General features: G+C 69.3%; 21 protein-coding genes. 7 read left to right on the forward strand and 14 right to left on the reverse strand.

Annotated elements, in window-relative coordinates; all coding sequences use genetic code 11:
• Window positions 1-337: 337 nt before the first annotated feature.
• The 4 genes from AQJ46_RS57010 to AQJ46_RS03115 all read right to left on the reverse strand — a co-directional run bounded on the left by AQJ46_RS57010 (window position 338) and on the right by AQJ46_RS03115 (window position 2,711).
• Window positions 338-787 carry a sensor histidine kinase gene (locus AQJ46_RS57010; RefSeq protein WP_225887221.1) on the reverse strand — a complete coding sequence of 150 codons (450 nt, stop codon included), beginning with the start codon at window positions 785-787 and terminating at the stop codon, window positions 338-340.
• Window positions 693-1,190: a DUF7134 domain-containing protein gene (locus tag AQJ46_RS57015; protein ID WP_059204070.1), complete on the reverse strand. Its 498-nt coding sequence runs from the start codon at window positions 1,188-1,190 to the stop codon at window positions 693-695. The genes AQJ46_RS57010 and AQJ46_RS57015 overlap by 95 nt, the downstream gene beginning before the upstream one ends.
• Before the next feature lie 100 nt (window positions 1,191-1,290).
• A complete protein-coding gene (locus AQJ46_RS03110; RefSeq protein WP_059204071.1) occupies window positions 1,291-1,854 on the reverse strand; it encodes an MBL fold metallo-hydrolase in 564 nt (187 codons plus the stop codon).
• 137 nt (window positions 1,855-1,991) lie between these two features.
• On the reverse strand, window positions 1,992-2,711 hold the full coding sequence (locus AQJ46_RS03115; protein WP_057613156.1) for a FadR/GntR family transcriptional regulator: 720 nt from the start codon (window positions 2,709-2,711) through the stop codon (window positions 1,992-1,994).
• A 258-nt stretch (window positions 2,712-2,969) separates the two neighbouring features.
• Between AQJ46_RS03115 and AQJ46_RS03120 the strand changes: the two genes are divergently transcribed.
• Window positions 2,970-5,201, forward strand: a complete 2,232-nt coding sequence (locus AQJ46_RS03120) for an alpha-L-fucosidase (protein ID WP_059204407.1) — start codon at window positions 2,970-2,972, stop codon at window positions 5,199-5,201.
• A gap of 18 nt (window positions 5,202-5,219) precedes the next feature.
• Here the strand turns inward: AQJ46_RS03120 and AQJ46_RS03125 are convergent, their stop codons facing one another.
• The gene (locus AQJ46_RS03125) at window positions 5,220-6,509 is read right to left on the reverse strand and encodes a cellulose binding domain-containing protein (protein ID WP_079072119.1); all 1,290 of its coding nucleotides are present in this window, start codon (window positions 6,507-6,509) and stop codon (window positions 5,220-5,222) included.
• 35 nt (window positions 6,510-6,544) lie between these two features.
• A complete protein-coding gene (locus AQJ46_RS03130) occupies window positions 6,545-8,191 on the reverse strand; it encodes a glycoside hydrolase family 27 protein (protein WP_059204073.1) in 1,647 nt (548 codons plus the stop codon).
• Window positions 8,192-8,565: 374 nt separating this feature from the next.
• On the opposite strand from AQJ46_RS03130, the gene AQJ46_RS03135 reads away from it, so the two are divergent.
• Both AQJ46_RS03135 and AQJ46_RS03140 read left to right on the forward strand, forming a co-directional pair.
• A complete protein-coding gene (locus tag AQJ46_RS03135; protein WP_225887222.1) occupies window positions 8,566-10,188 on the forward strand; it encodes a glycoside hydrolase family 43 protein in 1,623 nt (540 codons plus the stop codon).
• A gap of 55 nt (window positions 10,189-10,243) precedes the next feature.
• The gene (locus AQJ46_RS03140) at window positions 10,244-12,262 is read left to right on the forward strand and encodes a non-reducing end alpha-L-arabinofuranosidase family hydrolase (RefSeq protein ID WP_059204075.1); all 2,019 of its coding nucleotides are present in this window, start codon (window positions 10,244-10,246) and stop codon (window positions 12,260-12,262) included.
• A gap of 58 nt (window positions 12,263-12,320) precedes the next feature.
• On the opposite strand, the gene AQJ46_RS56085 is transcribed toward AQJ46_RS03140, so the two are convergent.
• The 6 genes from AQJ46_RS56085 to AQJ46_RS03165 form a co-directional block, all read right to left on the reverse strand.
• On the reverse strand, window positions 12,321-12,470 hold the full coding sequence (locus AQJ46_RS56085) for a hypothetical protein (RefSeq protein WP_167368191.1): 150 nt from the start codon (window positions 12,468-12,470) through the stop codon (window positions 12,321-12,323).
• Window positions 12,471-12,568: 98 nt separating this feature from the next.
• Complete coding sequence (locus AQJ46_RS03145) at window positions 12,569-13,093, reverse strand: hypothetical protein (RefSeq protein WP_057613151.1); 525 nt, start codon at window positions 13,091-13,093, stop codon at window positions 12,569-12,571.
• 180 nt (window positions 13,094-13,273) lie between these two features.
• On the reverse strand, window positions 13,274-13,708 hold the full coding sequence (locus tag AQJ46_RS03150) for a VOC family protein (protein WP_059204076.1): 435 nt from the start codon (window positions 13,706-13,708) through the stop codon (window positions 13,274-13,276).
• 38 nt (window positions 13,709-13,746) lie between these two features.
• A complete protein-coding gene (locus AQJ46_RS03155; protein WP_059204077.1) occupies window positions 13,747-14,160 on the reverse strand; it encodes a VOC family protein in 414 nt (137 codons plus the stop codon).
• Window positions 14,157-14,741 carry a dihydrofolate reductase family protein gene (locus AQJ46_RS03160; protein WP_059204078.1) on the reverse strand — a complete coding sequence of 195 codons (585 nt, stop codon included), beginning with the start codon at window positions 14,739-14,741 and terminating at the stop codon, window positions 14,157-14,159. The genes AQJ46_RS03155 and AQJ46_RS03160 overlap by 4 nt, the downstream gene beginning before the upstream one ends.
• Window positions 14,742-14,843: 102 nt before the next feature.
• On the reverse strand, window positions 14,844-15,815 hold the full coding sequence (locus tag AQJ46_RS03165; RefSeq protein ID WP_059204079.1) for a helix-turn-helix transcriptional regulator: 972 nt from the start codon (window positions 15,813-15,815) through the stop codon (window positions 14,844-14,846).
• Window positions 15,816-15,920: 105 nt separating this feature from the next.
• Here AQJ46_RS03165 and AQJ46_RS03170 point away from each other — a divergent pair, with 105 nt between their 5' ends.
• Complete coding sequence (locus AQJ46_RS03170) at window positions 15,921-16,607, forward strand: alpha/beta fold hydrolase (protein WP_059204080.1); 687 nt, start codon at window positions 15,921-15,923, stop codon at window positions 16,605-16,607.
• Window positions 16,608-16,693: 86 nt separating this feature from the next.
• On the opposite strand, the gene AQJ46_RS03175 is transcribed toward AQJ46_RS03170, so the two are convergent.
• The gene (locus AQJ46_RS03175) at window positions 16,694-17,599 is read right to left on the reverse strand and encodes a LysR family transcriptional regulator (protein ID WP_225887223.1); all 906 of its coding nucleotides are present in this window, start codon (window positions 17,597-17,599) and stop codon (window positions 16,694-16,696) included.
• 96 nt (window positions 17,600-17,695) lie between these two features.
• Between AQJ46_RS03175 and AQJ46_RS03180 the strand changes: the two genes are divergently transcribed.
• Genes AQJ46_RS03180 through AQJ46_RS03190 form a run of 3 tightly spaced genes read left to right on the forward strand, consistent with a single transcriptional unit; the run spans window position 17,696 to window position 20,143 of the window.
• Window positions 17,696-18,550, forward strand: a complete 855-nt coding sequence (locus AQJ46_RS03180; protein WP_059204082.1) for an alpha/beta fold hydrolase — start codon at window positions 17,696-17,698, stop codon at window positions 18,548-18,550.
• Window positions 18,547-19,359 carry an LLM class flavin-dependent oxidoreductase gene (locus tag AQJ46_RS03185; RefSeq protein ID WP_059204083.1) on the forward strand — a complete coding sequence of 271 codons (813 nt, stop codon included), beginning with the start codon at window positions 18,547-18,549 and terminating at the stop codon, window positions 19,357-19,359. The genes AQJ46_RS03180 and AQJ46_RS03185 overlap by 4 nt, the downstream gene beginning before the upstream one ends.
• 13 nt (window positions 19,360-19,372) lie before the next feature.
• On the forward strand, window positions 19,373-20,143 hold the full coding sequence (locus AQJ46_RS03190) for a class I SAM-dependent methyltransferase (protein ID WP_059204084.1): 771 nt from the start codon (window positions 19,373-19,375) through the stop codon (window positions 20,141-20,143).
• Window positions 20,144-20,169: 26 nt separating this feature from the next.
• On the opposite strand, the gene AQJ46_RS03195 is transcribed toward AQJ46_RS03190, so the two are convergent.
• Window positions 20,170-20,871 carry a GAF and ANTAR domain-containing protein gene (locus tag AQJ46_RS03195; RefSeq protein ID WP_225887224.1) on the reverse strand — a complete coding sequence of 234 codons (702 nt, stop codon included), beginning with the start codon at window positions 20,869-20,871 and terminating at the stop codon, window positions 20,170-20,172.
• Window positions 20,872-21,145 lie beyond the last annotated feature (274 nt).

Genomic DNA, 21,145 nt, shown 5'->3' on the forward strand with positions numbered 1-21,145 from the left:
ATGGTCGCGGCCGTCGCGATGACGGCCCTCCACCACCCACGACGACCGGGTCTCGCAGTCTCTGAATCGATCGGATGAGCTCGCACTGCGGCCTCCCTCTCGCCTGAGCGATCAGCATCAAACAGACTCAGGCAAAGTCGAACAGTAAGGCGGCCGTTGGCTCTGCACAATGGGGCGGTAGAACACGGATGGGGCGGAGGGGACGGCTGACGGCCGAGCGACTGTCAGCGCACAGCCCGATGGCGGGCCTCCCCACTACGCAGAGCTCTCGACCGGAGTTCCAGCCGAGAGCTCTGCGTGGGGCCCTTCGCCGCACGAGCGGAACCGTTAGCGCTGGTCAGCTGTCCGCAGGGCGTTCCAGCGCCACCCTGGGCAGGCGCCGGGCGAGCGGGGCGGGCAGCGGGCGTTCCACCCCGGTCCGCACGATCAGCACCGTGAGCCCGGCGAGCTTCGCCGAAGCCACCAGCTCGTCCACCCGGGCGAGCCCTGGCGCGGGTGCCGTGGGTGCCGCCTCGTCGACCCGACGGAGCACCCCGAGGGTGGCCCGAAGCTCCCGCAGGGTCTCCCGGCTGCCCGCTTTGATCGCGCCGAGCGCCTCCTCGGCCTGGGCGGGGTCCTTCTTCAGCCGATGCAGCGCCGCACCGGCCTGCACGTTGATCATCGAGATGTTGTGCCCGATCACATCGTGCACCTCAGGGGCGATACGCAGCCGTTCCTCGGTGGCACGCAGTCGCGCCTCCTCCTCGGCATAGGCCGCCCGGTGGTGCCGTACCGTGCCCAGCGCCACGACCGCGACCAGCCAGCCAGCCAGCCAGCCAGCCAGCCAGCCAGCCAGCCAGCCAGCCGGTGAGCATGAACACCGTCGTGCCGTTGATGTCGCCGGTACCCGCGAAGGTGCCCGCGAATATGCCGATCACCATCGCCGCCGCCATGGCGACGGCGGCCTGCAGCCGGCCCTGGGCCGCGATGGCGTACAACGCCACGATCGGCACCACGACCAGCGGACCGTCGGTATCGCTCAACAGGTAGTAGCCGCCCGTGCCCAGCGCCGTGCACCAGCCCACCGCCACCGGGTACCGGCGCCGGAACAGCAGCACTCCGCACACCACGACGATCAGCAGCCAGGACGCGAGGCGCACGGGCGTCGAGCCCTCCCCGCTCCGCAGCAGCTGCCCCTCCACGACCGCCACCAATACGAACGTCCCGAGCGCCAGTGCGGCGTCGGCTCGGGCGCCATGGGGCAGCTGGAATCGGGGCCGGTGGTGAGACGTACACACGAGTGCACACGCCTCAGAGTGGCGTCGACGACGACGGCACGAACGGCGCTCCGTGGCCGGGCACGATCAGGGCCGGGCCGAGGGCCAGGACCTTCTCCCTGGCCGTACGCAGCTGCTCGCGGTCGGGGGCGAAGGGGTCGTCGGCCGGCCCCTCGGCGGTCCACCAGAGGTGGGTCAGGATGACCAGGCCCTCGGCGGCCGTGACCAGGGTGCTGACGTCCTCCGCGGTGTGGCCGGGGGTCGTCATGAGGGCGATCGACGGCGAGAGCCGGAATCCGTCGGCGTCACGGTCCTCCCAGATGTCGTCGCGGTAGATGGCCATGTGGTCGTGGAAGCGGGCTTCGGGGAACAAGGCCGCGTTCAGCGTGTGGTCCGGGTGGTGGTGGCTGAAGACCACGTCGGTGACGTCCTGCGGGCTCAGTCCGTGGTGCGTGAGCGGATCCAGGATGAGCCGGCGGTCCGCGACCATGCCGGGATCGACGATCGCGATCGTCTCGCCGTCGACGAGCAGGGTGACGGTGCCGGCCACCCGTGCATCGGCGTAGCCAGTGGTCAGTACGTGGAAGGCGGCGGTCATCGGGGACTCCTCGGGTGAAGGTGTTGGGAACGGACGAACGCGGGCTCGGGCCGTCTCGCGGGTCATGTGGGAGAGTCTTCTGCATTTTCGGCTCGGCCCCCGACCTCGTGGCACCGCCGGTGTGCCGCGCTCGCCCATCAGCCCGAGGCCGTGCCGGAGGGCAGGGCTTCGGCCGAGCGCAGGTGCTGCCTCAGCCACTTCTCGGTGTTGCTCACGTGCAGCAGCGCCGCGGCCTGACTCAGCGCCGCGTCGCGTGCGGACAGGGCCGCGAAGATCGCCTCGTGCTCGGCGAGGGTGCGGCCCGCCGCCTGGATGTCGACCAGACCGCGCCAGATCCGGGCACGCAGCGTACGGCCGGAAATGCCCTCCAGGAGGGCGAGCAGGGATTCGTTGCCCGTGGCCGAGACGACGGCCCGGTGGAAGGCCGCGTCATGGGCGTTGAGCCGTTCGACGTCGTCACGGGCCTCGCGCATGGCGTCCAAGTGCCCCTTCACTTCGGCCAGTTGGTCGTCGGAGATCCGGGTCGCGGCAAGGCCCGTGGCAACCGGTTCGAGAAGCCGCCGTACCTCCATGAGGTCCTGGAGAGCGACCGAGTCACCCTGCAACAGCTCCACCGCTCCCCCGAGTCCCTCCAGGAGAAGGCTCGGTTGCAGGCTGGTCACATAGGTACCGTCGCCCCGCCGGACCTCCAGGACCCGCGCGACGGCCAGGGCCTTGACGGCTTCCCGGGCGAGGTTGCGGGACAGTCCCAGCTGTGCGGCCAGGTCCGGCTCCGGAGGGAGCTTCGACCCCGGAGGCAGGGCTCCGGTCCGGATCAACTCACGGATCTGCTCGATCGCCTTGTCTGTCAGAGACACCGCGCATCCCTTTCTCCACGTTGCGCCCCGACCCGTGCCGCAGTCCGCATGCCAAGGGTGACGTTGATGATACTGGGGTGCGTTCGACGCAAGACATGTGATGTTTCCTTGCCGGCATATACGCAATAAAGCGCAACTAAGAGGACAAGTCGCCTCACCGCGTAGTCATATTCATCCCTGCATGCCGATTGACATCACATGGAGACATGACAGACCGTCATGCGTAACAAGCTGCCCTTCCGCCCCAGGGATGTCTCCATGTCGAGTTCGATCAGCAGACGCCATGTGCTGGCCGGTGCCACCGGCGTGGCCGCGGCGGCCGTTGCCGGAAGCGCGATCGGCTCCGGTGTCGCCCAGGCGGCGTCCACCACGTACACACCCGACTGGAACTCGGTCGACCAGCACCCGCCGGCCCCGGAGTGGTTCCAGGACGCGAAGTTCGGGATCTACTTCCACTGGGGTGTCTTCAGCGTCCCCGCCTTCGACAACGAGTGGTACCCGCGCAACATGTACCACGCGGGCAGCAACGCCAACCAGCACCACATCGCGACGTACGGCCAACCATCGGCCTGGCCTTACCACAACTTCATCAACGGGGCTCAGGACCTGGCGGGCACCACCGTGAAGTTCGCACCCAAGCTGAAGTCGGCAGGCGGGAAGTTCGATCCGGACGAGTGGGTGCAGCTGTTCGTCGACGCCGGCGCCAGGTTCGCCGGCCCGGTGGCCGAGCACCATGACGGATTCTCCATGTGGGACAGCCAGGTCAACGAGTGGAACTCGGTGACCAAGGGCCCGGGCCTCGACCTGCTGCGGCTGTTCTCCACAGCCATCCGCGCCAAGGGCCTGAAGCTGCTGGTGGCCATGCACCACGCGTACAACTTCACCGGCTTCTACGAGTTCGCCCCCGCCCAGACCGACCCCAGCCTCAAGAAGCTCTACGGACAGCTGGGCCCGGCCGCGGAGAACCAGCTCTGGTTCGACAAGCTCAAGGAGGTCATCGATCGCGCCCAGCCCGACGTCCTGTGGCAGGACTTCAACCTGGACGCCGTCGACGAGACACAGCGCCTGAACTTCCTGGCGTACTACTACAACCAGGCAGTCAGCTGGGGCCGCGAGGTCGTCGCCACGTACAAGGACGGCATGAACGGCAAGGGCGAGGTCTTCGACTACGAACGCGGCGGCCCGGCCGACCTCACCACCCCGTACTGGCTCACCGACGACAGCATCTCCAGCAGCAGTTGGTGCTACACCCAGGGCATCGGCTACTACAGCATCCAGCAGATGCTGCACTCGTTCATCGACCGGGTCAGCAAGAACGGCAACATGCTGCTGAACATCGCGCCGATGGCCGACGGCACCGTCCCCCAGGCACAGAAGGACATCCTGCTCGGTATCGGTGACCACCTGAAGCGCTTCGGCGAGTCGGTGTACGAGACGCGCGCCTGGACGGCGTACGGCGAGGGCCCGACGAAGATGGGCGGCGGCTCGTTCACCACTCCGCATGCCGGTACGGCGCAGGACCTCCGCTTCACCCGCAACAAGGCGAACAACGTCCTGTACGCGACCGTCCTGGGCTGGCCCGGCAGCTCACTGACGATCAAGACACTCGGCTCGGACCGGATCAACGTTTCGTCGCTGACCTCGGTGAAGCTCCTCGGCTCCACCGCCGGCACCTATGTCGACCTCGCCGCACCGGCCCAGAGCTCCTCCGGCCTCACCGTCACCCTGCCGTCCTCGGCGCCGTACGACGCCAACGCCTATGTGCTGAAGCTCGCCTTCTCCGGCACGATCCCTGGCCTGCGGCCGCTCGCCGGCGCCGTTGTCTTCACGGACGTCGACTACACCGGCAGGGCCGCCGTGCTCACCGTCGGCGACTACACCGCGGCCGACCTGCGCACGACCGGGCCGGGGCCGGGCACCCTCTCCTCCCTCCGGCCGGCACCCGGCTACCAGGTGATCGGCTACTCCGGCGACAACTTCACCGGCACCGCGTGGACGTTCACCACCGACAACTCCGACCTGAGGGTCACCGGCAACAACGACCGCATCACCTCACTGCAGGTCCAGTTCAACCCGGCTGCGTACTTCCGGATCACCAACGTCACCGACGGTCTGGCGCTGGACAGCGGCGGCACCGTGGCCGCCGGCTCCCACCTCAAGCAGTGGACCTGGGACGGCAGTCCCAACCTGCAATGGCGTGCGGAGGCTGTCGAAGGCGGCTGTTACCGGCTGGTCAACCGCACGAACGGCATGGTCGCCGACGGCTGGGGCGCCACCGCCGACGGCTCCGCCGCCCGGCAGGCCCCCTGGAACGGCGGCACCAACCAGCAGTGGACGATCACCCACCGGGGCGGCGACCGTTACTCCATCGCCAACCGCACCACCGGCCTGGTCCTCGATGGTGGCGGCAATGTCGCCTCGGGCTCCGTCACCAAGCAATGGACCTACGGCAGCAGCACGAACCTGCTGTGGACCTTCACGGCGCCGTGACCTGAGTACCCGCTTTGCTCAACTGGTCGCGCCGGCACAGGTGTTGCCGTTGAGGGTGTAGGAGGCCGGCATGGCCGTGTCACCGGTGTGGACGGCCTGGAAGCCGATGCCGACGGAGGCGCCCGGAGCGATGGTGGCGTTGTGAGCGAGGTTCCTGGCCGTCACCTGGCCGGAGGCGGGCGAGTAGTCCGCGTTCCAGCCGGAGGTGATGGCCTGGCCGCCGGGCAGGGTGAAGACAAGGGACCAGCCGTCGATCGCGGTGGTGCCGGTGTTGGTGATGGTGATGTTCGAGGTCAGACCGCTGTTCCACGCGCTGACGGTGTCCGTGACCCGGCAGGTGGCGGTCCCCGGTGACGGGTCCGAGGTCTGGAACTGTGTGAAGAACTTCCACACCTCCCCCGGCACCCAGGTCCTGCCGCTGTCACCGGGGGCGCCGTCCTGGGGAGCGGCGATGTGTCCCTCGTCGAACGCGGCCCAGGCGACCGGATGCCCGGTCGAGCAGCCCGAGTAGGTGGTGACTCGGTGCGTCAGGCTGCCCTGGGCGGGCTCGGTCGGGTTCTGAGGGGTGCAGCCGTTGTTCCTGACGAACGTGTCCCGCATCGCCCGCCCGCCGGAGATGCCGAGGACGCTGTCCCTGAGGCCGTGCACTCCGAGGTAGGCGATGGGTTGGGTTCCGCCGCTGCATCCGCTGAGCTGCCCGCCGCTCTGCACCGCGACCGCGCGGAAGACCGTCGCGCGGGCACATGCGAGGGCGTACGACATGGCGGCGCCGTAGCTGAAGCCGAGCGCGAAGCGCTGGGTGGTGTCGACGCACAGGTCCGCCTCGATCCGCCGGATCATGTCGTCGACAAAGGTGACGTCCTCTCCGCCGGAGTTGGCCCAGCCGTTGTTGAGGCCTTGTGGTGCGACGAAGACGGCGCTGTTGTTCGCCAGTCGCTGGAGTCCGTAGTAGGCCCAGGTGCCCGTTTCCACCGTGCGGCCAGTGGCGACGTCGGTGGAGGTGCCGCCCAGCCAGTGGAACCCGAAGATCAGCCGGTAGGCGTGGTTGCGGTCGTAGCCGTCCGGGATCTTCAGGGTGAAGCTGCGGTTCTTGCCGCCGCTCTGGATCGTGTACGTACCGCTCGTCAGGGTGGGCGCCTTGCCGCAGCCGGGGCTCGCGGCAGCGGCGCGCGAGGGTGCGCCGGCCGTGCCGGAGGCCGTGGGCCGGGTGGTGTCGCCCTGCCCGCGGGCCAGTGCCGTACCGCCCATGCTCAGGACGACCAGCGCCGCGACCATGGCGGGCCATAAGAGGGTTCGTGTCCTTGTCATCGTGCGACTGCCCTTCTGTTCGCGGGATGCCGGAGTCACGTACGGGTCCACTTCTGGCCGGCCTGGCCTGTACAGCTCCACAGGACCAGCGGAGTTCCGTTTGCGGTGCCGGACCGGTCGGCGTCGAGGCACAGCCCGGCGTGGGCGTTGCGGATCGTCCCGTCGGAGCCGAGGGTCCACTTCTGGTTGTCCTGGCCGTTGCAGGGCCAGGTGATGACACGGGTGCCGTTGGTGGTGCCCTGGTTGTAGGCGTCCAGGCACTTGTCGCCGAAGACGCGGATCTCACCGCCGGCCCATGTCGTCCACAGCTGGTTGGCGGCCGTGTGGCAGTCCCAGATCAGTGCCGTGGCCCCGGCCGCGGTGGAGGCGTTGTCCACGTCGACGCAGCGGCCGGAGGCGTTGCCGCGCAGCCGGGAGGTGGTGGCGGCCACCGGGCTGCCGCCGCTCACCCGGAACACGGCCACGCCGTGCGCGGGGACGCTCGCCGAGATCTGCCCGGACGTGCTGGACGTACCACCGGTCCACAGGTCCGTCAGGGTGAACGGCCCGCCGGACAGGCCGACTTGCCCGGCCGTGGCGGTGACCGTCGCGGTGCCGCCGCCCCGGTTGAACAGACCCACGGCGACCGAGCCGTCGGACAGGGGCTTGGCGAACACCTCGGTGCTGCCGTCGTCGCGCACCCTGCGTCCGCCCGCGCCGAGCGGATCCTGGTTCACCGCCAGCAGCCGGGGGTTGCGCAGGATGGCGCTCACGTCGGCGGACATCGTGCGGATGTCGTTGCCGGCCATGAGCGGCGCGCTCAGCAGCGCCCACAGGGCGAAGTGCGAGCGGGACTCGGTCAGTGACAGGCCCGGGCGGCCGACGACCAGCATGTCGGGGTCGTTCCAGTGTTCCGGGCCCGACTGCGCCGCGAGCGGCGCGGTGACGTCGAGGACGTTGCCGACGCCCATCGGATAGCTGTTGGTGTTGCCGTTCTGCCAGATGTCGAGCAGGTCCTCGGTCGTCCGCCACAGGTCGGCGACTTCGCCCCAGTTGTACGTGGCGCCGGTGATGGCGTGGAAGCTGTTGGGGTTGATGCTGTACACGATCGGCCGCCCGGTGGCGCGCAGAGCGTCGCGCATGATCGTGAAGCGCGCGACCTGCTCGTCACGGGTGCCGCTGGAGGAACACCAGTCGTACTTGAGGTAGTCGACGCCCCACGAGGCGAATGTGTTGGCGTCCTGGGCTTCGTGCCCTCCGCTGCCCGTCGACCCCGGATAGGCGCCGCTGGTCTGCGCGCAGGTGCGCTCGCCCGGCACCTGGTAGATGCCGAACTTCAGGCCCTTGCCGTGGATGTAGTCCCCGAGCGCCTTCATACCGCCGGGGAACTTGGTCGCGTTGGCCCGCAGCTCGCCCGCCGCGTCACGCTGCGGGTCGAACCAGCAGTCGTCGACGACGACGTACCGGTAGCCGGCGTCCCTCATGCCGGAGGACACCATCGCGTCGGCGACCTGGCGGACCTGCGCCTCGGTGACACCGCACCCGAAGCTGTTCCAGCTGTTCCAGCCCAGGGGCGGGGTGAGTGCGGGGCTGCCGGGGGCGGCCGAAGCGGTGGAGTGGACAGACGCCGTCAAGGACGCGGTCACCGCCAGCGCGGTGGCCGCGAGGACTCGGAACAGTGGTCTGCCTGATGGTCGGGGCACCGTGAACTCCTTCTGAAGGGCATGGGGCAAACAGAGGATGACGACTGCACAGGGCCGACCCATGTCACGTGTACGACACCCGCCGACAGTTCGAAATTTCGGTCGGCTTTCGGATCGTTGGCTGTACGGATGCTAGAGAGGGTCCTGCGCATGTCAACACCTGACGGGCGATCGACTGTTCACTTCGGCATGTACACACTGCTCGAATCCCCGAAATATTTCGGCGCCAACAGCGAATCATGCGAGAGGCATTGACGGGATGTGTCAGCCTCCTATCATCCTGGTTGCTCGACACACCAGTCAGCGTTCGCACTCTCGAACGAGCCTCCTCGCAGAGAGAACGACACATGGATATGTCATGCCCTCGCCAACCCATGGATCGCCGACGTGCGCTGACCGCCGTCGGCAGCCTGGCCGGCGGTGCCTTCCTGTCTCTGGCGGGGCCCTCCCCCATCGCCGCTTCCGCTCTCGCCCGTGGACCGGTCCCCGGGGCCGCCGCGCAGTACACCAACCCGGTGATCCGGCAGGACTTCGCGGACATCGACGTCATCCGCGTCGGCGGCACCTACTACGCCTCCGCCTCGACGATGCACTACTCACCGGGCGCACCCGTCCTGCGTTCGTACGACCTCGTGAACTGGGAGATCGCCGGTCACTCGGTGCCCGTCCTCGACTTCGGCGCCAAGTACGACCTGAACGGTGCCCGCGGCTACGTCAGAGGGATCTGGGCATCGTCACTGGCCTACCGCCCGAGCAACAGGACGTTCTACTGGCTCGGTCAGATCGACTTCGCCAGGACATACGTCTACACCGCCACCGCCGCAGAGGGGCCGTGGAGCAGGCTGACGACGATCAGCACCCCGTACTACGACGCGGGGTTGCTCGTCGACACCGACGACACCCTGTACGTGGCGTACGGGAACACCACCATCAGCGTGGCCCAGCTCTCCCCCGACGGCCGCAACCAGGTCCGCACCCAGCAGGTGTTCACCACACCCTCGAGCGTCGGAACTCTTGAAGGCTCCCGCTTCTACAAGATCAACGGGCAGTACTACATCTTCCTGACCCGCCCGGCCAACGGGCAGTACATCCTCAAATCGTCGGGCGGCCCGTTCGGGCCGTACACGATGCGACAAGTCCTTCTCGACCTGCCCGGACCAATCTCCGGCGGCGGTGTCCCGCACCAGGGCGGGCTGGTGCAGACCCAGGGCGGCGCCTGGTACCACATGGCCTTCGTGGACGCCTATCCCGGCGGCCGGATGCCGGTCCTCGCGCCGGTCACGTGGACCTCGGACGGCTGGCCCGTCGTCCAACTGGTCAACGGCGCCTGGGGCGCTTCGTATCCCTGGCCGGCCGTGCCCACCCCACCCCGCCAGGTCACCCCCATGATCGGCGTGGACACCTTCGACGGTACGAGCCTCAAGCCGAGGTGGGAGTGGAACCACAACCCGGACAACGCCAAGTGGTCGTCCGGCAACGGTCTGACCCTGCGGACCGCGACCGTCACCAATGACCTGTACTGGGCCCGCAACACCCTCACGCACCGCATCCAGGGCCCCGCATCCACCGCCACCGTCCAGCTCGACTTCTCGGCGATGCGGGACGGCGACCGGGCAGGACTCGCGCTGCTGCGTGACTCCTCCGCGTGGATCGGTGTCAGGCGCGACGGCGGGACGACGCGGGTGGCGATGGTCAACGGGCTCACCATGGACAGCAGTTGGAACACCACCGGCACCGGCACCGAGCTCGCGAGCACGGCCGTCTCAGGGGGCCGCGTCTGGCTGCGCGCGAGCGCGGACATCCGCCCCGGCTCGGCACGCCCCGGCACCTTCTCCTACAGCACCGACGGCACGAACTTCATCCGCCTCGGCCCGTCCTTCTCCATGGGCAACGACTGGCGCTTCTTCATGGGCTACCGATTCGCCCTCTTCAACCACGCCACCCAGGCGCTCGGCGGCGCGGTCCGCGTCCTGCGGTTCGAGCTGTCGACGCCCTGATCCCGTCCCGCCGACCGCACAGCGCAACCCCCCACCCGAACGAACGAGGAGAACCATGAACCCGCTGAAGCGGCTCGGCCGTCGCCGAGCCTCGATATCAGCCCTGCTGGCCGTGGCAGGTCTGGTCACACCCGCCGCCGCGACCGCCGCACCCGACGCCGTCCGCGCCTCCACTCTGGGCGCCCAAGCGGCCCAGTCCGGACGGTACTTCGGGACCGCGGTGGCCGCCGGACGGCTCGGTGACGGCACGTACACCGGGATCCTGGACCGCGAGTTCAACTCGGTCACGCCCGAGAACGAGATGAAGTGGGACACCATCGAGCGCTCTCGCGGCTCGTTCAACTTCGGCCCCGGCGACCAGATCGCCAACCGGACCGCGGCGCGCGGGCAGCGCCTGCGCGGGCACACCCTGGTCTGGCACCAGCAACTGCCGAGCTGGGTCAGCTCCATCAGGGACGCCAACACCCTGCGCGGCGTGATGAACAACCACATCACCCAGGTGATGAACCACTACAAGGGCAAGGTCTACGCCTGGGACGTGGTCAACGAGGCCTTCGCCGACGGCGGCAGCGGCCAGATGCGCAGCTCGGTCTTCCGGGACGTGCTGGGCACCGGCTTCATCGAGGAGGCCTTCCGCAGCGCGCGATCGGCCGACCCGTCGGCCAAGCTCTGCTACAACGACTACAACATCGAGAACTGGAGCGACGCCAAGACCCAGGGCGTCTACCGCATGGTGCGCGACTTCAAGGCGCGCGGCGTGCCCATCGACTGCGTCGGCCTCCAGTCCCATTTCGGGGCGGGCGGACCGCCGTCCAGCTTCCGGACGACGCTGTCGAACTTCGCCGCGCTCGGCGTGGACGTCCAGATCACCGAACTGGACATCGCGCAGGCGCCGACAGCCGCGTACGCGAACACGGTGCGGGCCTGCATGAACGTGGCGCGCTGCACCGGCATCACCGTCTGGGGCATCCGCGACAGCGACTCCTGGCGCAGCGGTGAGAACCCGCTGCTGTTCGACCGCAACGGCAACAAGAAGCCCGCCTACCAGTCGACGCTCACGGCGTTGGGCGGCACTGCCGCGGCACAGCGGACGGGGGCCCCTTCGCCCCGGTCCACCGCGGCACTCCCCTCCTCCTTCCGCTGGAGCTTGAGCGGCGCTCTGATCGCGCCGAAGCCGGACGCGACGCACAACATCGCGGGGATCAAGGACCCGTCGGTCGTCTACTACAACGGCAAGTACCACGTGTTCGCGAGCACCGCGAGCTCGGCCGGGTACAACCTGGTGTACCTGAGCTTCTCCGACTGGTCCCAAGCGGGCTCGGCCACGCACCACTACCTCGACCGCACCGCCATCGGCGCCGGGTACCGGGCCGCGCCGCAGGTCTTCTACCACACACAGCAGCGCCTGTGGTACCTCGTCTACCAGACCGGCAACGCCTCGTACTCGACGAACCCCGACATCAGCAACCCCAACGGGTGGAGCGCCCCCAGGAACTTCTACTCGTCGATGCCGGACATCATCAAGCAGAACATCGGCAACGGCTACTGGGTCGACATGTGGGTGATCTGCGACAGCGCCAACTGCTACCTGTTCTCCTCCGACGACAACGGCCACTTGTACCGATCCCAGACGACCGTCGGCCAGTTCCCGAACGGCTTCACCAACACCGTGATCGCTGCCCAGGACTCCAAGTACGCCCTGTTCGAGGCGAGCAACGTGTACAAGGTGCAGACCAGCAACCAGTACCTGCTCCTCGTCGAGGCCATCGGCTCGGACGGCCGGCGCTACTTCCGCTCCTGGACCGCGAGCAGCCTCGCCGGCTCGTGGTCACCTCTGGCCGCGTCCGAGGGCAACCCGTTCGCCAAGTCGAACAACGTGATGTTCCCCGCCGGAACCTGGACCCGGGACATCAGTCACGGCGAGATGATCCGCGCGGGCTACGACCAGACGCTCACGATCCCGGCCTGCAAGCTCCAGTACCTGTACCAGGGGAAGGATCCCAACGCCGGCGGCGACTACAACAGCCTGCCGTGGCGGCTGGGCCTGCTCACCCAGACCAACTCGACCTGCTGACCGTGTGGGCCCCCGCACGATGTGCGGGGGCCCATGCCACGACTACGGGTCGCGAGTGTCAGCGGCGCCGTCCCCGGAGTTTGCCGAGGAGTTGCCGAGCCTGGGCGCGGCGACGCGGATCGGCCGAGGCACGGCGCACCTGCTCGGCGGCACGTCGCCCCTGGGGGCTCCTGCTGAACTGCTTGATCTTCTCCAACATGCCAGGCACGACTGTCCTCCTGGGAAGGTCGACGACAAGGCCTTCGTACAGACGCGGTTACCCCGCGTCCACCGTCCCACCCCTGTTGTCGACCCATGCGGACGGGATCAGCTCAGGCCGAGATTCGACAGGGCGGTCGTCCAGTCCGTGACGATCGCGTCCTGCGCGTCGGCGAGGCTGACGGTGCCGGCGCAGACAGCCTTCTTGAGCTTGTTCTCGACGGTGTCCTTGTTGGCGGCGGTCGTGGTGCCGTACTCCGGCTCGGGCCAGAGATTGAGGGCGCTCTTGGGAGCGCCACCGAGTTCGAGGGGGACGAAGTGGTCCTCCTCGTAGTCCGAGGTGCTGGTGTCCGTGTAGCCGTACTCGACGATCTGCGTCTTCTTCAGCGCGGTGGTGTAGGAGCTGGACGGCCGGACGGTCGCGGTCCAACCGGATACGCAGATGGTGGAGCCGATGGTGGACTGGGTGACGTCCGGGTTGAAGTCGCCGGGCTGGCAACTCGGGTCGGGCAGGGGGAGGTAGTCTTGGCTGCAGCTCTGCGCGTGCGCGGTGCCGGCTGCGACCGTGAGTCCGGCGGCGGCGAGGGCCAGGGAGGACAGGGCGGTGACCAGGGAGCGGGATATTCGGGGCATGGGGGGATCTCCCGGAGGGGGTGCCCGGCAGGAGTTTCCGGGCGGTCGTGAGCATGACAGCACTGAGTCGTCTATGCGGGTAGACCTTTTTACCGGCAGGGGAATCCCTTTTTTGAATGTTTGACTACGCCGGGACCGACGGAGAGCAAGTCATGGCCCGGGCTTGGTTGTCGGCCTCGCTCAGTCGAGGCAGAACTCGTTGCCCTCGATGTCCTGCATCACGATGCACGACTCGTTGTCGTCGTCGGCCGGCAGGAGTCGCACGCGCACCGCGCCGAGCGCGACCAGTCGTGCGCATTCGGCCTCGAGCGTGGCCAGCCGCTCTTCACCCACGAGCCCGGTGCCGGCCCGCACATCAAGATGCAGCCGATTCTTGACGACCTTGCCTTCGGGAACGCGCTGAAAGAACAGCCGCGGGCCGACACCTGAGGGATCAACGCACGCAGACCATGAACCCCGTTCCTCAGGAGGCAGAGAGCGGTCGGCATCTTCCCAGGTGTCGAACCCCTCCGGCGGCGCCGGTACGACGTACCCCAACACCTCGCACCAAAAGCGAGCGACGCTCTCCGGTTCCGCGCAGTCGAAGGTGACCTGGAACTGCTTGATCGATGGCATCGGCGCACCTTAGCAGGGGGCCTGAGGAGGGCCGCACCTCAGGAGAAGTCCGCTGCGGTGATGCCGTCGGGATGTCCGAGTGGCCACTCCACCAACTCGATGCGGTAACCGTCCGGGTCCGTGAGCCACGACGTCTTCGGACCGTGAGGGCCGCCCGGAAACTGGACGGGCTCCGGCTCCAGTCCGGCTTCGGCCAGCGTCTTCAGGGTGACGGTCAGCGTGTCCACCTGGATAGCGAGGTGGTCGATTCCGCTGCCCACGTCGACGCGCCCGTCGGCGGGACGGTGGACCAGTTCGAGCGAGGCCGCCGGTTCACCGGGGAACTTGAGGATCACGAGGCGGCTCCCGTCGCCGACCTCGACCCTGCCCAGCTCGGCGTAGCCCAAGGCGGTGTAGAAACCGAGCGAGCGATCCAGATCGGTGACGCGGTAGGCGACGAAGAGCGTCTTCACGCGACCTCCCCGGATCGGCGCACCCGGTAGCGGAGGTGCGTCACGTCTCGATCCTCCAGGCGTCGGACGAGTTCGAGTTCGATGTGATCACCACCGAGGTGCTCGAACAGCCGTCGCCCCTCGCCGAGGAGGACCGGCACCATGTGGATCTCCATCTCGTCCATCTGCCCGGCTCGGAGAAGCGCTTGGGCCGCCCCCGCCCCATGGACCATGACCGGCCGGTCCCCTGCGGCTGCGCGAGCCTGACGGGCGCAGTCCTCGACGTCGGTGACGAAGCGTGCGTGGCCGGGTGGCACCTCCCCGCCGTCCACCTGGTGGGTGAGGACGAGGATCGGCACACCGTCGTGGTGGTCGCCCTGCCAGCGCCCCGCGAGTTCGAAGGTCCGACGACCGGAGATCAGCGCGCCGGTCGCCAGCGCCTCGCGGTAGACCTGGCCGCTCGGACCATCGGACTCCCGGTCGTCGAGCCAGTTGAAAAGCCGTCCACCGTCGCGTCCGAGCTCTTGCCCCGGCCGATCGTCCGGGCCGGCGATATAGCCGTCGAGCGACATCGACATGTACAGCCGAATCGGATTGTTCATCCCGGCCTCCGCCTCTCCTCCATGACACGGGTCACAAGGGAGACTTGAGGCGCCCGGCAAACTCATCGGCCGAGGTGTGGATGGGTCGGTGGCGGTGACCGCTCAGGTCTCGTCCGTCACGGCCGCGCTGAAACGCGTGGCCAGCGCTTGCACCGCCGCGCGCAGTTCCTCACCGCCCTCGACGCGGAAGGCGAGTGGCAGTTGCGCCAGCCACTCCTGCGCGTACATCGTCGGATTTCGCGTGCTGCCGACGAGCACGCATCCGTCTCCCGACGGTTCGAGCCGTCCCATGGGCGGGCGGATCGACGGCAGCACCTCGGCCATCGGGGCGTCGAACACCACCCGCGTGGGAAACTCCCACCCCTTGCCCAGGTTCTCCTCCAGCACCCCCACCGGGTCGAGGCCGTCGGGCATCTCGAAGCCGTGGGCGGTCTCCCGGACCGCGCGGACCCGGTCGATCCGGTAGGTGCGGATCGCTTCCGCGTGGTGGGAGTGGCACAGGAGGTACCAGCGGCCGTAGCGGACGACGACCGCCCAGGGATCCACCTCGGCCTCCCACTCGTTGCCGGACTCACTGCGGTACGTGACTAGCACGCGGCGCCGCACCGCGCTCGCCGCGACGAGCGTGCTCGTGAGGGCGGGATCCGGACGGGACGCGTTCCGGTCGGGCGCCGCCGACGCGTGCTCGCGCAGGGCGGCCGCCTGCCGGCCGACGCTCTCGGGCAGCGCCCGGATGACCTTGCCCAGGGCGGCACCGACGAGGTCGTCGGCATCGGGGTCGGCGGCCGCCGGCTGACCGTCGAGGACCGCCATGACCAGGCCCAGCGCCTCGGGCTCCGTGAAGACGACCGGCGGTAGCCGCGCCCCGCGCCCCAGTCGGTACCCGCCATAGGGGCCCCGGGCCGAGTGCACGGGGACGCCCGCCTCTCGGAGGATCCCGACGTACCGGCGCGCGGCCCGCTCCGTGACCCCGAGGGACGCGGCGAGCTCGTCGGCCGTTACTCCCGCGGTGCGGGACTGGAGGATCTCGAGGGTGCGCAGGGCTCGCGCGGTGGGGCTGAGCTCGGTCGGCACCCGAGCAGATTAGGTGGTCACGAGAGATACCGGAAGTGGATTGTCCGGAATCGGTCGTAGCGTGTGGCAACGACCTCACGGGCTTCACGGAAAGAGAACTGATCCATGGACATTCTGCTCATCGCCGGCCTGTGGCTCGACGGATCCGCCTGGGACGGCGTCGTGCCCGCACTCGAGGAACTCGGCCACCGCCCCGTGGCGCTCACCCTCCCCGGTCAGGGTGACGGAGCTGCGTCCGCCACGCTGGACGACCAGGTGGCGGCAGTGCTCGCGGCGGTGGACGCGGCGCCGGAGAAGCCCATGGTGGTCGGGCACTCCGCCGCCTGCACCCTGGCCTGGCTGGCCGCCGACGCGCGGCCGGAGCGGGTCGCCAAGGTGGCCCTCGTCGGAGGCTTCCCGTCCGCCGACGGGCAGCCGTACGCCGACTTCTTCGAGACCCGGGACGGTGTGATGCCCTTCCCCGGCTGGGGCCCGTTCGAAGGACCGGACTCCGCCGACCTCGACGAGGAGACGCGTAGCCGCTTTGCCTCGGCGGCGATCCCCGTGCCGGAGCGGGTGGCCAAGGGTACGGTGCGGCTGAAGGACGAGCGGAGGTTCGACGTCCCGATGCTGCTCGTGTGCCCCGAGTTCACCCCCGCCCAGGCCCGGGACTGGATCGACGCCGGTGACGTGCCCGAGGTCACCCGCATCAGGCACCTGGACTTCGTCGACCTCGACTCGGGCCACTGGCCGATGTTCACCGAGCCGGTCGAACTCGCTCGCCTGCTGGCCGCGGCGGCCGCCGATGCCTGAGCCCACGCAGACATCAGGCACAGAGCCGCGTACGACTTGGAAGCCGGAGTGAGGTCGACGCCCCCGCCGAGGGCAACCAACCTGCGTCAAGCGGTGGTTGGCGGCGGTGCGAGTTCGGCCGCGACTTCGAGGGCGATGTCGACGGCGTGGGCGGCAAGGGGTGAGTGGATGCGTCCGCCCTGCCAGTGCAGGTAGATCTCCCGTGGCGGCGGGGCGGGCCGTAGCCCGTGGATGCGGAGCCTGTCGTCGGAGGGGACGCCCGCTCCGAGGATGGCGAGCCAGGGCAGGAGCGCCGATCCCAGGCCGGCTCGCACCATCGACAGCAGGGTGTCGTTGACCGCGGTGCGGAACACGACCTGCGGACGGGCGCCGCTGCGGGCGACCGCCTGCTCCATCAAGGGCTGGTCACAGGTCAGCGGCCACGCCACCATCGGTGCCCCGTCGAGCCGCTCCAGCGGGATGGGACCTTCGGGAAAGGCGCCGGCGCGTGCCACCAGCAGGTACGGATCGTCGAGCAGCTTGCGGTGCTCGGCGTCGCCGTCGATGCGGCCGTCGTAGAACAGCAGGTCGAGGTCACCGATCTGCGGCTGTTCCGGCTCTTCCTCGGACAATCTGATGTCGCATCCGGGGTGCTCGTCCCGCAGCCGGCGTACGACCGACGGAAGGATCACGTTGGACACGCTCTGGAACGTCCCGATGTCGATACGGCCGTCCCCCGCCCGGAACCGGTCCACGGCGTCGGTCAGTGCCGCCGCCTTCGCCAGCAGTGCGCGACCGTGCTCCAGGACCACGGAGCCGAGTGGGGTGAGCCGCACCGGCTTGGGGCCGCCCGGCCGGTCGAACACCGGGCCGCCGACGGCCCGCTCCAACGCCGCGATCTGCTGGCTCACCGTCGACTGGGTGTACCCGAGACGGGCGGCTGCCCGACCGAACGAGCCCTCCTCGGCAATGGCGGCCATTGCCGCGAGGTGGCGCAGCTCGAAGTTGGTCACGCGCTCCAGCGTAGCGACGTCCATTGGCATGAACGATTGAATCGATCGGTAATCATCGCTTTTCCCCATGGAGTCGCGGACTCTAGCGTGCCGGATATGACCTCACTTCGATCTCACGGCGAGCAACTACTCGAAATCAACGGTGTCGAGCTGTGTGCCGAGACCTTCGGCGACCGCGCGGACCCGGCGATCGTGCTGGTCGCCGGGGCGGCCGCCTCGATGCTGTGGTGGGACTCCGACCTGTGCGAAGAGATCGCCGCCCATGGCCGGTTCGTGGTCCGCTACGACCATCGGGACACCGGCCGGTCGGCCTGCTGCCCACCGGGGCAGCCGACGTACTCGTTCACGGATCTGACCCTCGATGTCCTCGGTATCCAGGACGCCTTGGGCATCGAGCGCGCCCACCTGGTCTGTCAGTCGATGTTCGGCGGGATCGGACTCGTCCTCGGTGTGGATCACCCCGACCGGGTCGCGTCACTGACGTTCGTTTCGACCTCGACCGGTGCCGACGACCTGCCGCCGCCGTCGAGCGACCTGGCCATGCCGACCGAGCCGGACGTCTCCGACACGGCCGCGGTCGTGGAGTACGTGGTCGACGGCGCGAGGGCGTATGCCGGTGGCTCGCCGTACTTCGACGAGACCGCGATCCGGGCTTTGGTCGAACGTGACGTGGCGCGCGCCAGGAACTACGCGTCGACGTTGGTCAACCACTACGCCATCGAGCCCGCCGGGCCGACGCACGGCGGCTTCGGCGACATCGCGGCGCCGACGCTCGTGGTCCACGGCGACCACGACCCACTGCTGCCGCTGCCGCACGGCGAGGCGCTGCGCGATGGCGTCCGCGGTGCGGAGCTGCGGGTCCTCGAGGGGGCCGGACATGACCTGCCGCGACCGGTGTGGGACGCCTTCGTGTCGGCTCTGGAGCGGCACACGGAAGGAGGCCGCTCATGAACCGGCTGCGGTCGGCGCTCTGGCTGCCGCTCTTCGACGACCTCGCCGATCCGCGGGTGGTTGCCCGCCTCGCCGCCGACGCGGAGGAGGCCGGGTGGGACGGCTGCTTCGTGTGGGATCAGTTGTGCCGGCGGGAGCCGGTACGACAGGTCGCCGACCCGTGGATCGCGCTGGCGGCGATCGCGACCGTGACCGAGCGGATCCGGCTCGGGCCGATGGTGTCGGCGCTTCCCCGTCGCCGCCCGGCCAAGGTCGCCCGGGAGAGCGTGACACTCGATCGGCTCAGCGCCGGCCGTCTCACCCTCGGGGTCGGCCTCGGCAGCGACCGGTTCGCCGGTGAGCTGTCCAGGACCGGCGAGGAGCTCGATGCCCGGCGGCGCGGGCGGATGCTCGACGAGTTCCTGGCCGTCCTGGCCGCCGCCTGGTCCGGCGAGCCGGTGCGCCATCGCGGCGAGCACTGCACCGTCGACGGCCTCGCCTTCCTGCCGCGGCCGGTTCAGCGGCCGGGCGTGCCCGTCTGGGCCGCCGGATGCCCGGGCAACGCCAAGCCGATCCGACGTGCCGCACGACTCGACGGCTTCTTCCCGGCCAACCTCGAGCACCCGGACCAGCTCGCCGAGGTCGTCGGCTCCCTCGCCGCGCTGCGCCGGGGCCGGATGGCCTCGTACGACATCGCCGTGGGGCTGCCACTCGGTGTCGATCCCGAACCGTACGCGCGAGCCGGCGCGACGTGGTGGCTGCCAGAGTTGGAGCCGGGGGTACGGCTCGACACCGTGCGGGGCATGCTCCGCGACGGCCCCGTGGCGTGAGGAGACGGTCACCTTGTTCGACTACGACTCGGAACTCGCTCGCCATCATGAGCGACTGCTGAAAGCCCTCGACATCCGCCCCGGCGATCGTGTCCTCGACATCGGCTGCGGCACCGGCCGGACCACCCGGGACGCGGCCAGGGCGGCGTCGCCCGGCAGTGCGCTCGGCATCGACGTGTCGGGCCCCGCGCTGGCGCGGGCCCTCCGACAGGCCGAGGCGGAAGGGCTCCGCAATGTCGATTTCGTGCAGGGCGACGCTCAGGCCCATCCGTTCCCGCAGGAGTACTTCGCTCTGGGCGTCAGTCGGTTCGGCACGATGTTCTTCTCCGACCCGGTGGCCGCGTTCGCCAACATCGGGCGAGCCCTGCGTCCGGGTGCGCGCTTCGTGCAGCTGGTCTGGCAGGCCGCCGACCGTCAGGAGTGGCATACCGCGATCCGGGCGGCGCTCGCCGGCGGGCACGCGTCATCGGCGTCGGCCTCGACGGCCGACGCCCCCTTCACGCTGGCCGATCCGGAGGTCGTGGCCGAGGTCCTGACCGCGGGAGGCTTCACGGCGGTGGATGTCGTCGACGTACGTGAGCCCGTCTGCTACGGCCCGGATGCCGACCGTGCGCGTGCTGCCGTACTCCAGCTGCGGATGGCGAAGGAATGGCTCGCCGACCTGGATGCCTCGTCCGCCGAGCGCGCCCTCGACCGGTTGGGTACGACTCTCGACGCGCATGACACCGGCGACGGCGTGTGGTTCGACTCCCGCGCCTGGCTGGTCGGCGCGCGCCGACGCTGACCGTCTGCGAGCGGACGACGGAGGGGTCAGGCCTGTGCGGCGCGGTTGGTGCGGACCCGATGGGCGACGTCGCGCAGCTTGATGTTGTGTTGCTGCGAGATGCGGCGCAGCACGTTGAAGGCTTCGTCCTCGCTCAGCCTGTGGCGTTCCATCAGGATGCCCATGGCCTCACCGATGGCGTGCCGGGTCTTCATGGCGTCCTCGAGCTGGTCGATGGTGCGGGCGTCGGCCAGGGCGACGGCGGCGTGCGAGGCCAGCATCCAGCCGGCGGTCTCGATGTCCTTGCCGAAGGCGCCAGGGCGGCGGGAGTACAGGTTCAGCGCGCCGAAGTCCTCGTCGTGGGTGTAGAGCAGCACCCCGGTCATGCTGCCGATACCCAGGTCGCGAGCCGCCGTGGCGAACCGCGGCCAGGCCGGCTGCGGCTCGGTGATGTCCCCGATCCGGAACACGCGCTCGCCGTTGCCGCCGGTGGCGCGGGCGGCGAGATCGAAGCACGGGCCCTCTGCCAGCTCGCCCTGCAGCTGGTCGGATGCTTCCACCACGTCGCCGCACGAGGACAAGGTGACCGCCCGGCCCTTGCGGACCGCCAGGATCCCTGCCGCGTCACAGCCCTCCACGAGTCGCACCGCCGACGCCGCGATCTCGTCCAGCGTTCCCTGCACCGACTCCTGCGCCAGCAACGTCCGCGCGAGCTGGGCCATCGCCTCGGCGAATTCCCGCCACTCCACCGCCACCACCCACCTCGCCCCTCGGTGCGCCCACCCTACCGCCGACCCGCTCTCCACCATCGGCCGAACCGGCCTCGCCGGGCCACGCCCCGGCGTGGGCAGCCAATGACGGGCTCACCTGAGCGCGGCCTCTCCGGCTCGTTGGCAGAACCGGAGAAGCCTGGCCGGAGCGGCCCCCATGGGGTGCGCCGCCACACCCGGCCTGCCCTTCAAGTCCCCACCCCTGACGACGCTACTCCTGCGCGATCCGGTGTCGTCATGCCGTGAAGGAGTG

The organism is Streptomyces canus (genome assembly GCF_001514145.1).
GTDB classification, from domain to species: Bacteria; Actinomycetota; Actinomycetes; order Streptomycetales; family Streptomycetaceae; genus Streptomyces; species Streptomyces canus.

Coding starts and splice junctions, on each gene's coding strand:
- AQJ46_RS03110 (WP_059204071.1), bottom strand. CDS start 1,854: ATGACCGCCGCCTTCCACGTACTGACCACTGGCTACGCCGATGCACGG.
- AQJ46_RS03120 (WP_059204407.1), top strand. CDS start 2,970: ATGTCGAGTTCGATCAGCAGACGCCATGTGCTGGCCGGTGCCACCGGC.
- AQJ46_RS03125 (WP_079072119.1), bottom strand. CDS start 6,509: ATGACAAGGACACGAACCCTCTTATGGCCCGCCATGGTCGCGGCGCTG.
- AQJ46_RS03135 (WP_225887222.1), top strand. CDS start 8,566: ATGGATCGCCGACGTGCGCTGACCGCCGTCGGCAGCCTGGCCGGCGGT.
- AQJ46_RS03140 (WP_059204075.1), top strand. CDS start 10,244: ATGAACCCGCTGAAGCGGCTCGGCCGTCGCCGAGCCTCGATATCAGCC.
- AQJ46_RS03145 (WP_057613151.1), bottom strand. CDS start 13,093: ATGCCCCGAATATCCCGCTCCCTGGTCACCGCCCTGTCCTCCCTGGCC.
- AQJ46_RS03150 (WP_059204076.1), bottom strand. CDS start 13,708: ATGCCATCGATCAAGCAGTTCCAGGTCACCTTCGACTGCGCGGAACCG.
- AQJ46_RS03160 (WP_059204078.1), bottom strand. CDS start 14,741: ATGAACAATCCGATTCGGCTGTACATGTCGATGTCGCTCGACGGCTAT.
- AQJ46_RS03170 (WP_059204080.1), top strand. CDS start 15,921: ATGGACATTCTGCTCATCGCCGGCCTGTGGCTCGACGGATCCGCCTGG.
- AQJ46_RS03180 (WP_059204082.1), top strand. CDS start 17,696: ATGACCTCACTTCGATCTCACGGCGAGCAACTACTCGAAATCAACGGT.
- AQJ46_RS03185 (WP_059204083.1), top strand. CDS start 18,547: ATGAACCGGCTGCGGTCGGCGCTCTGGCTGCCGCTCTTCGACGACCTC.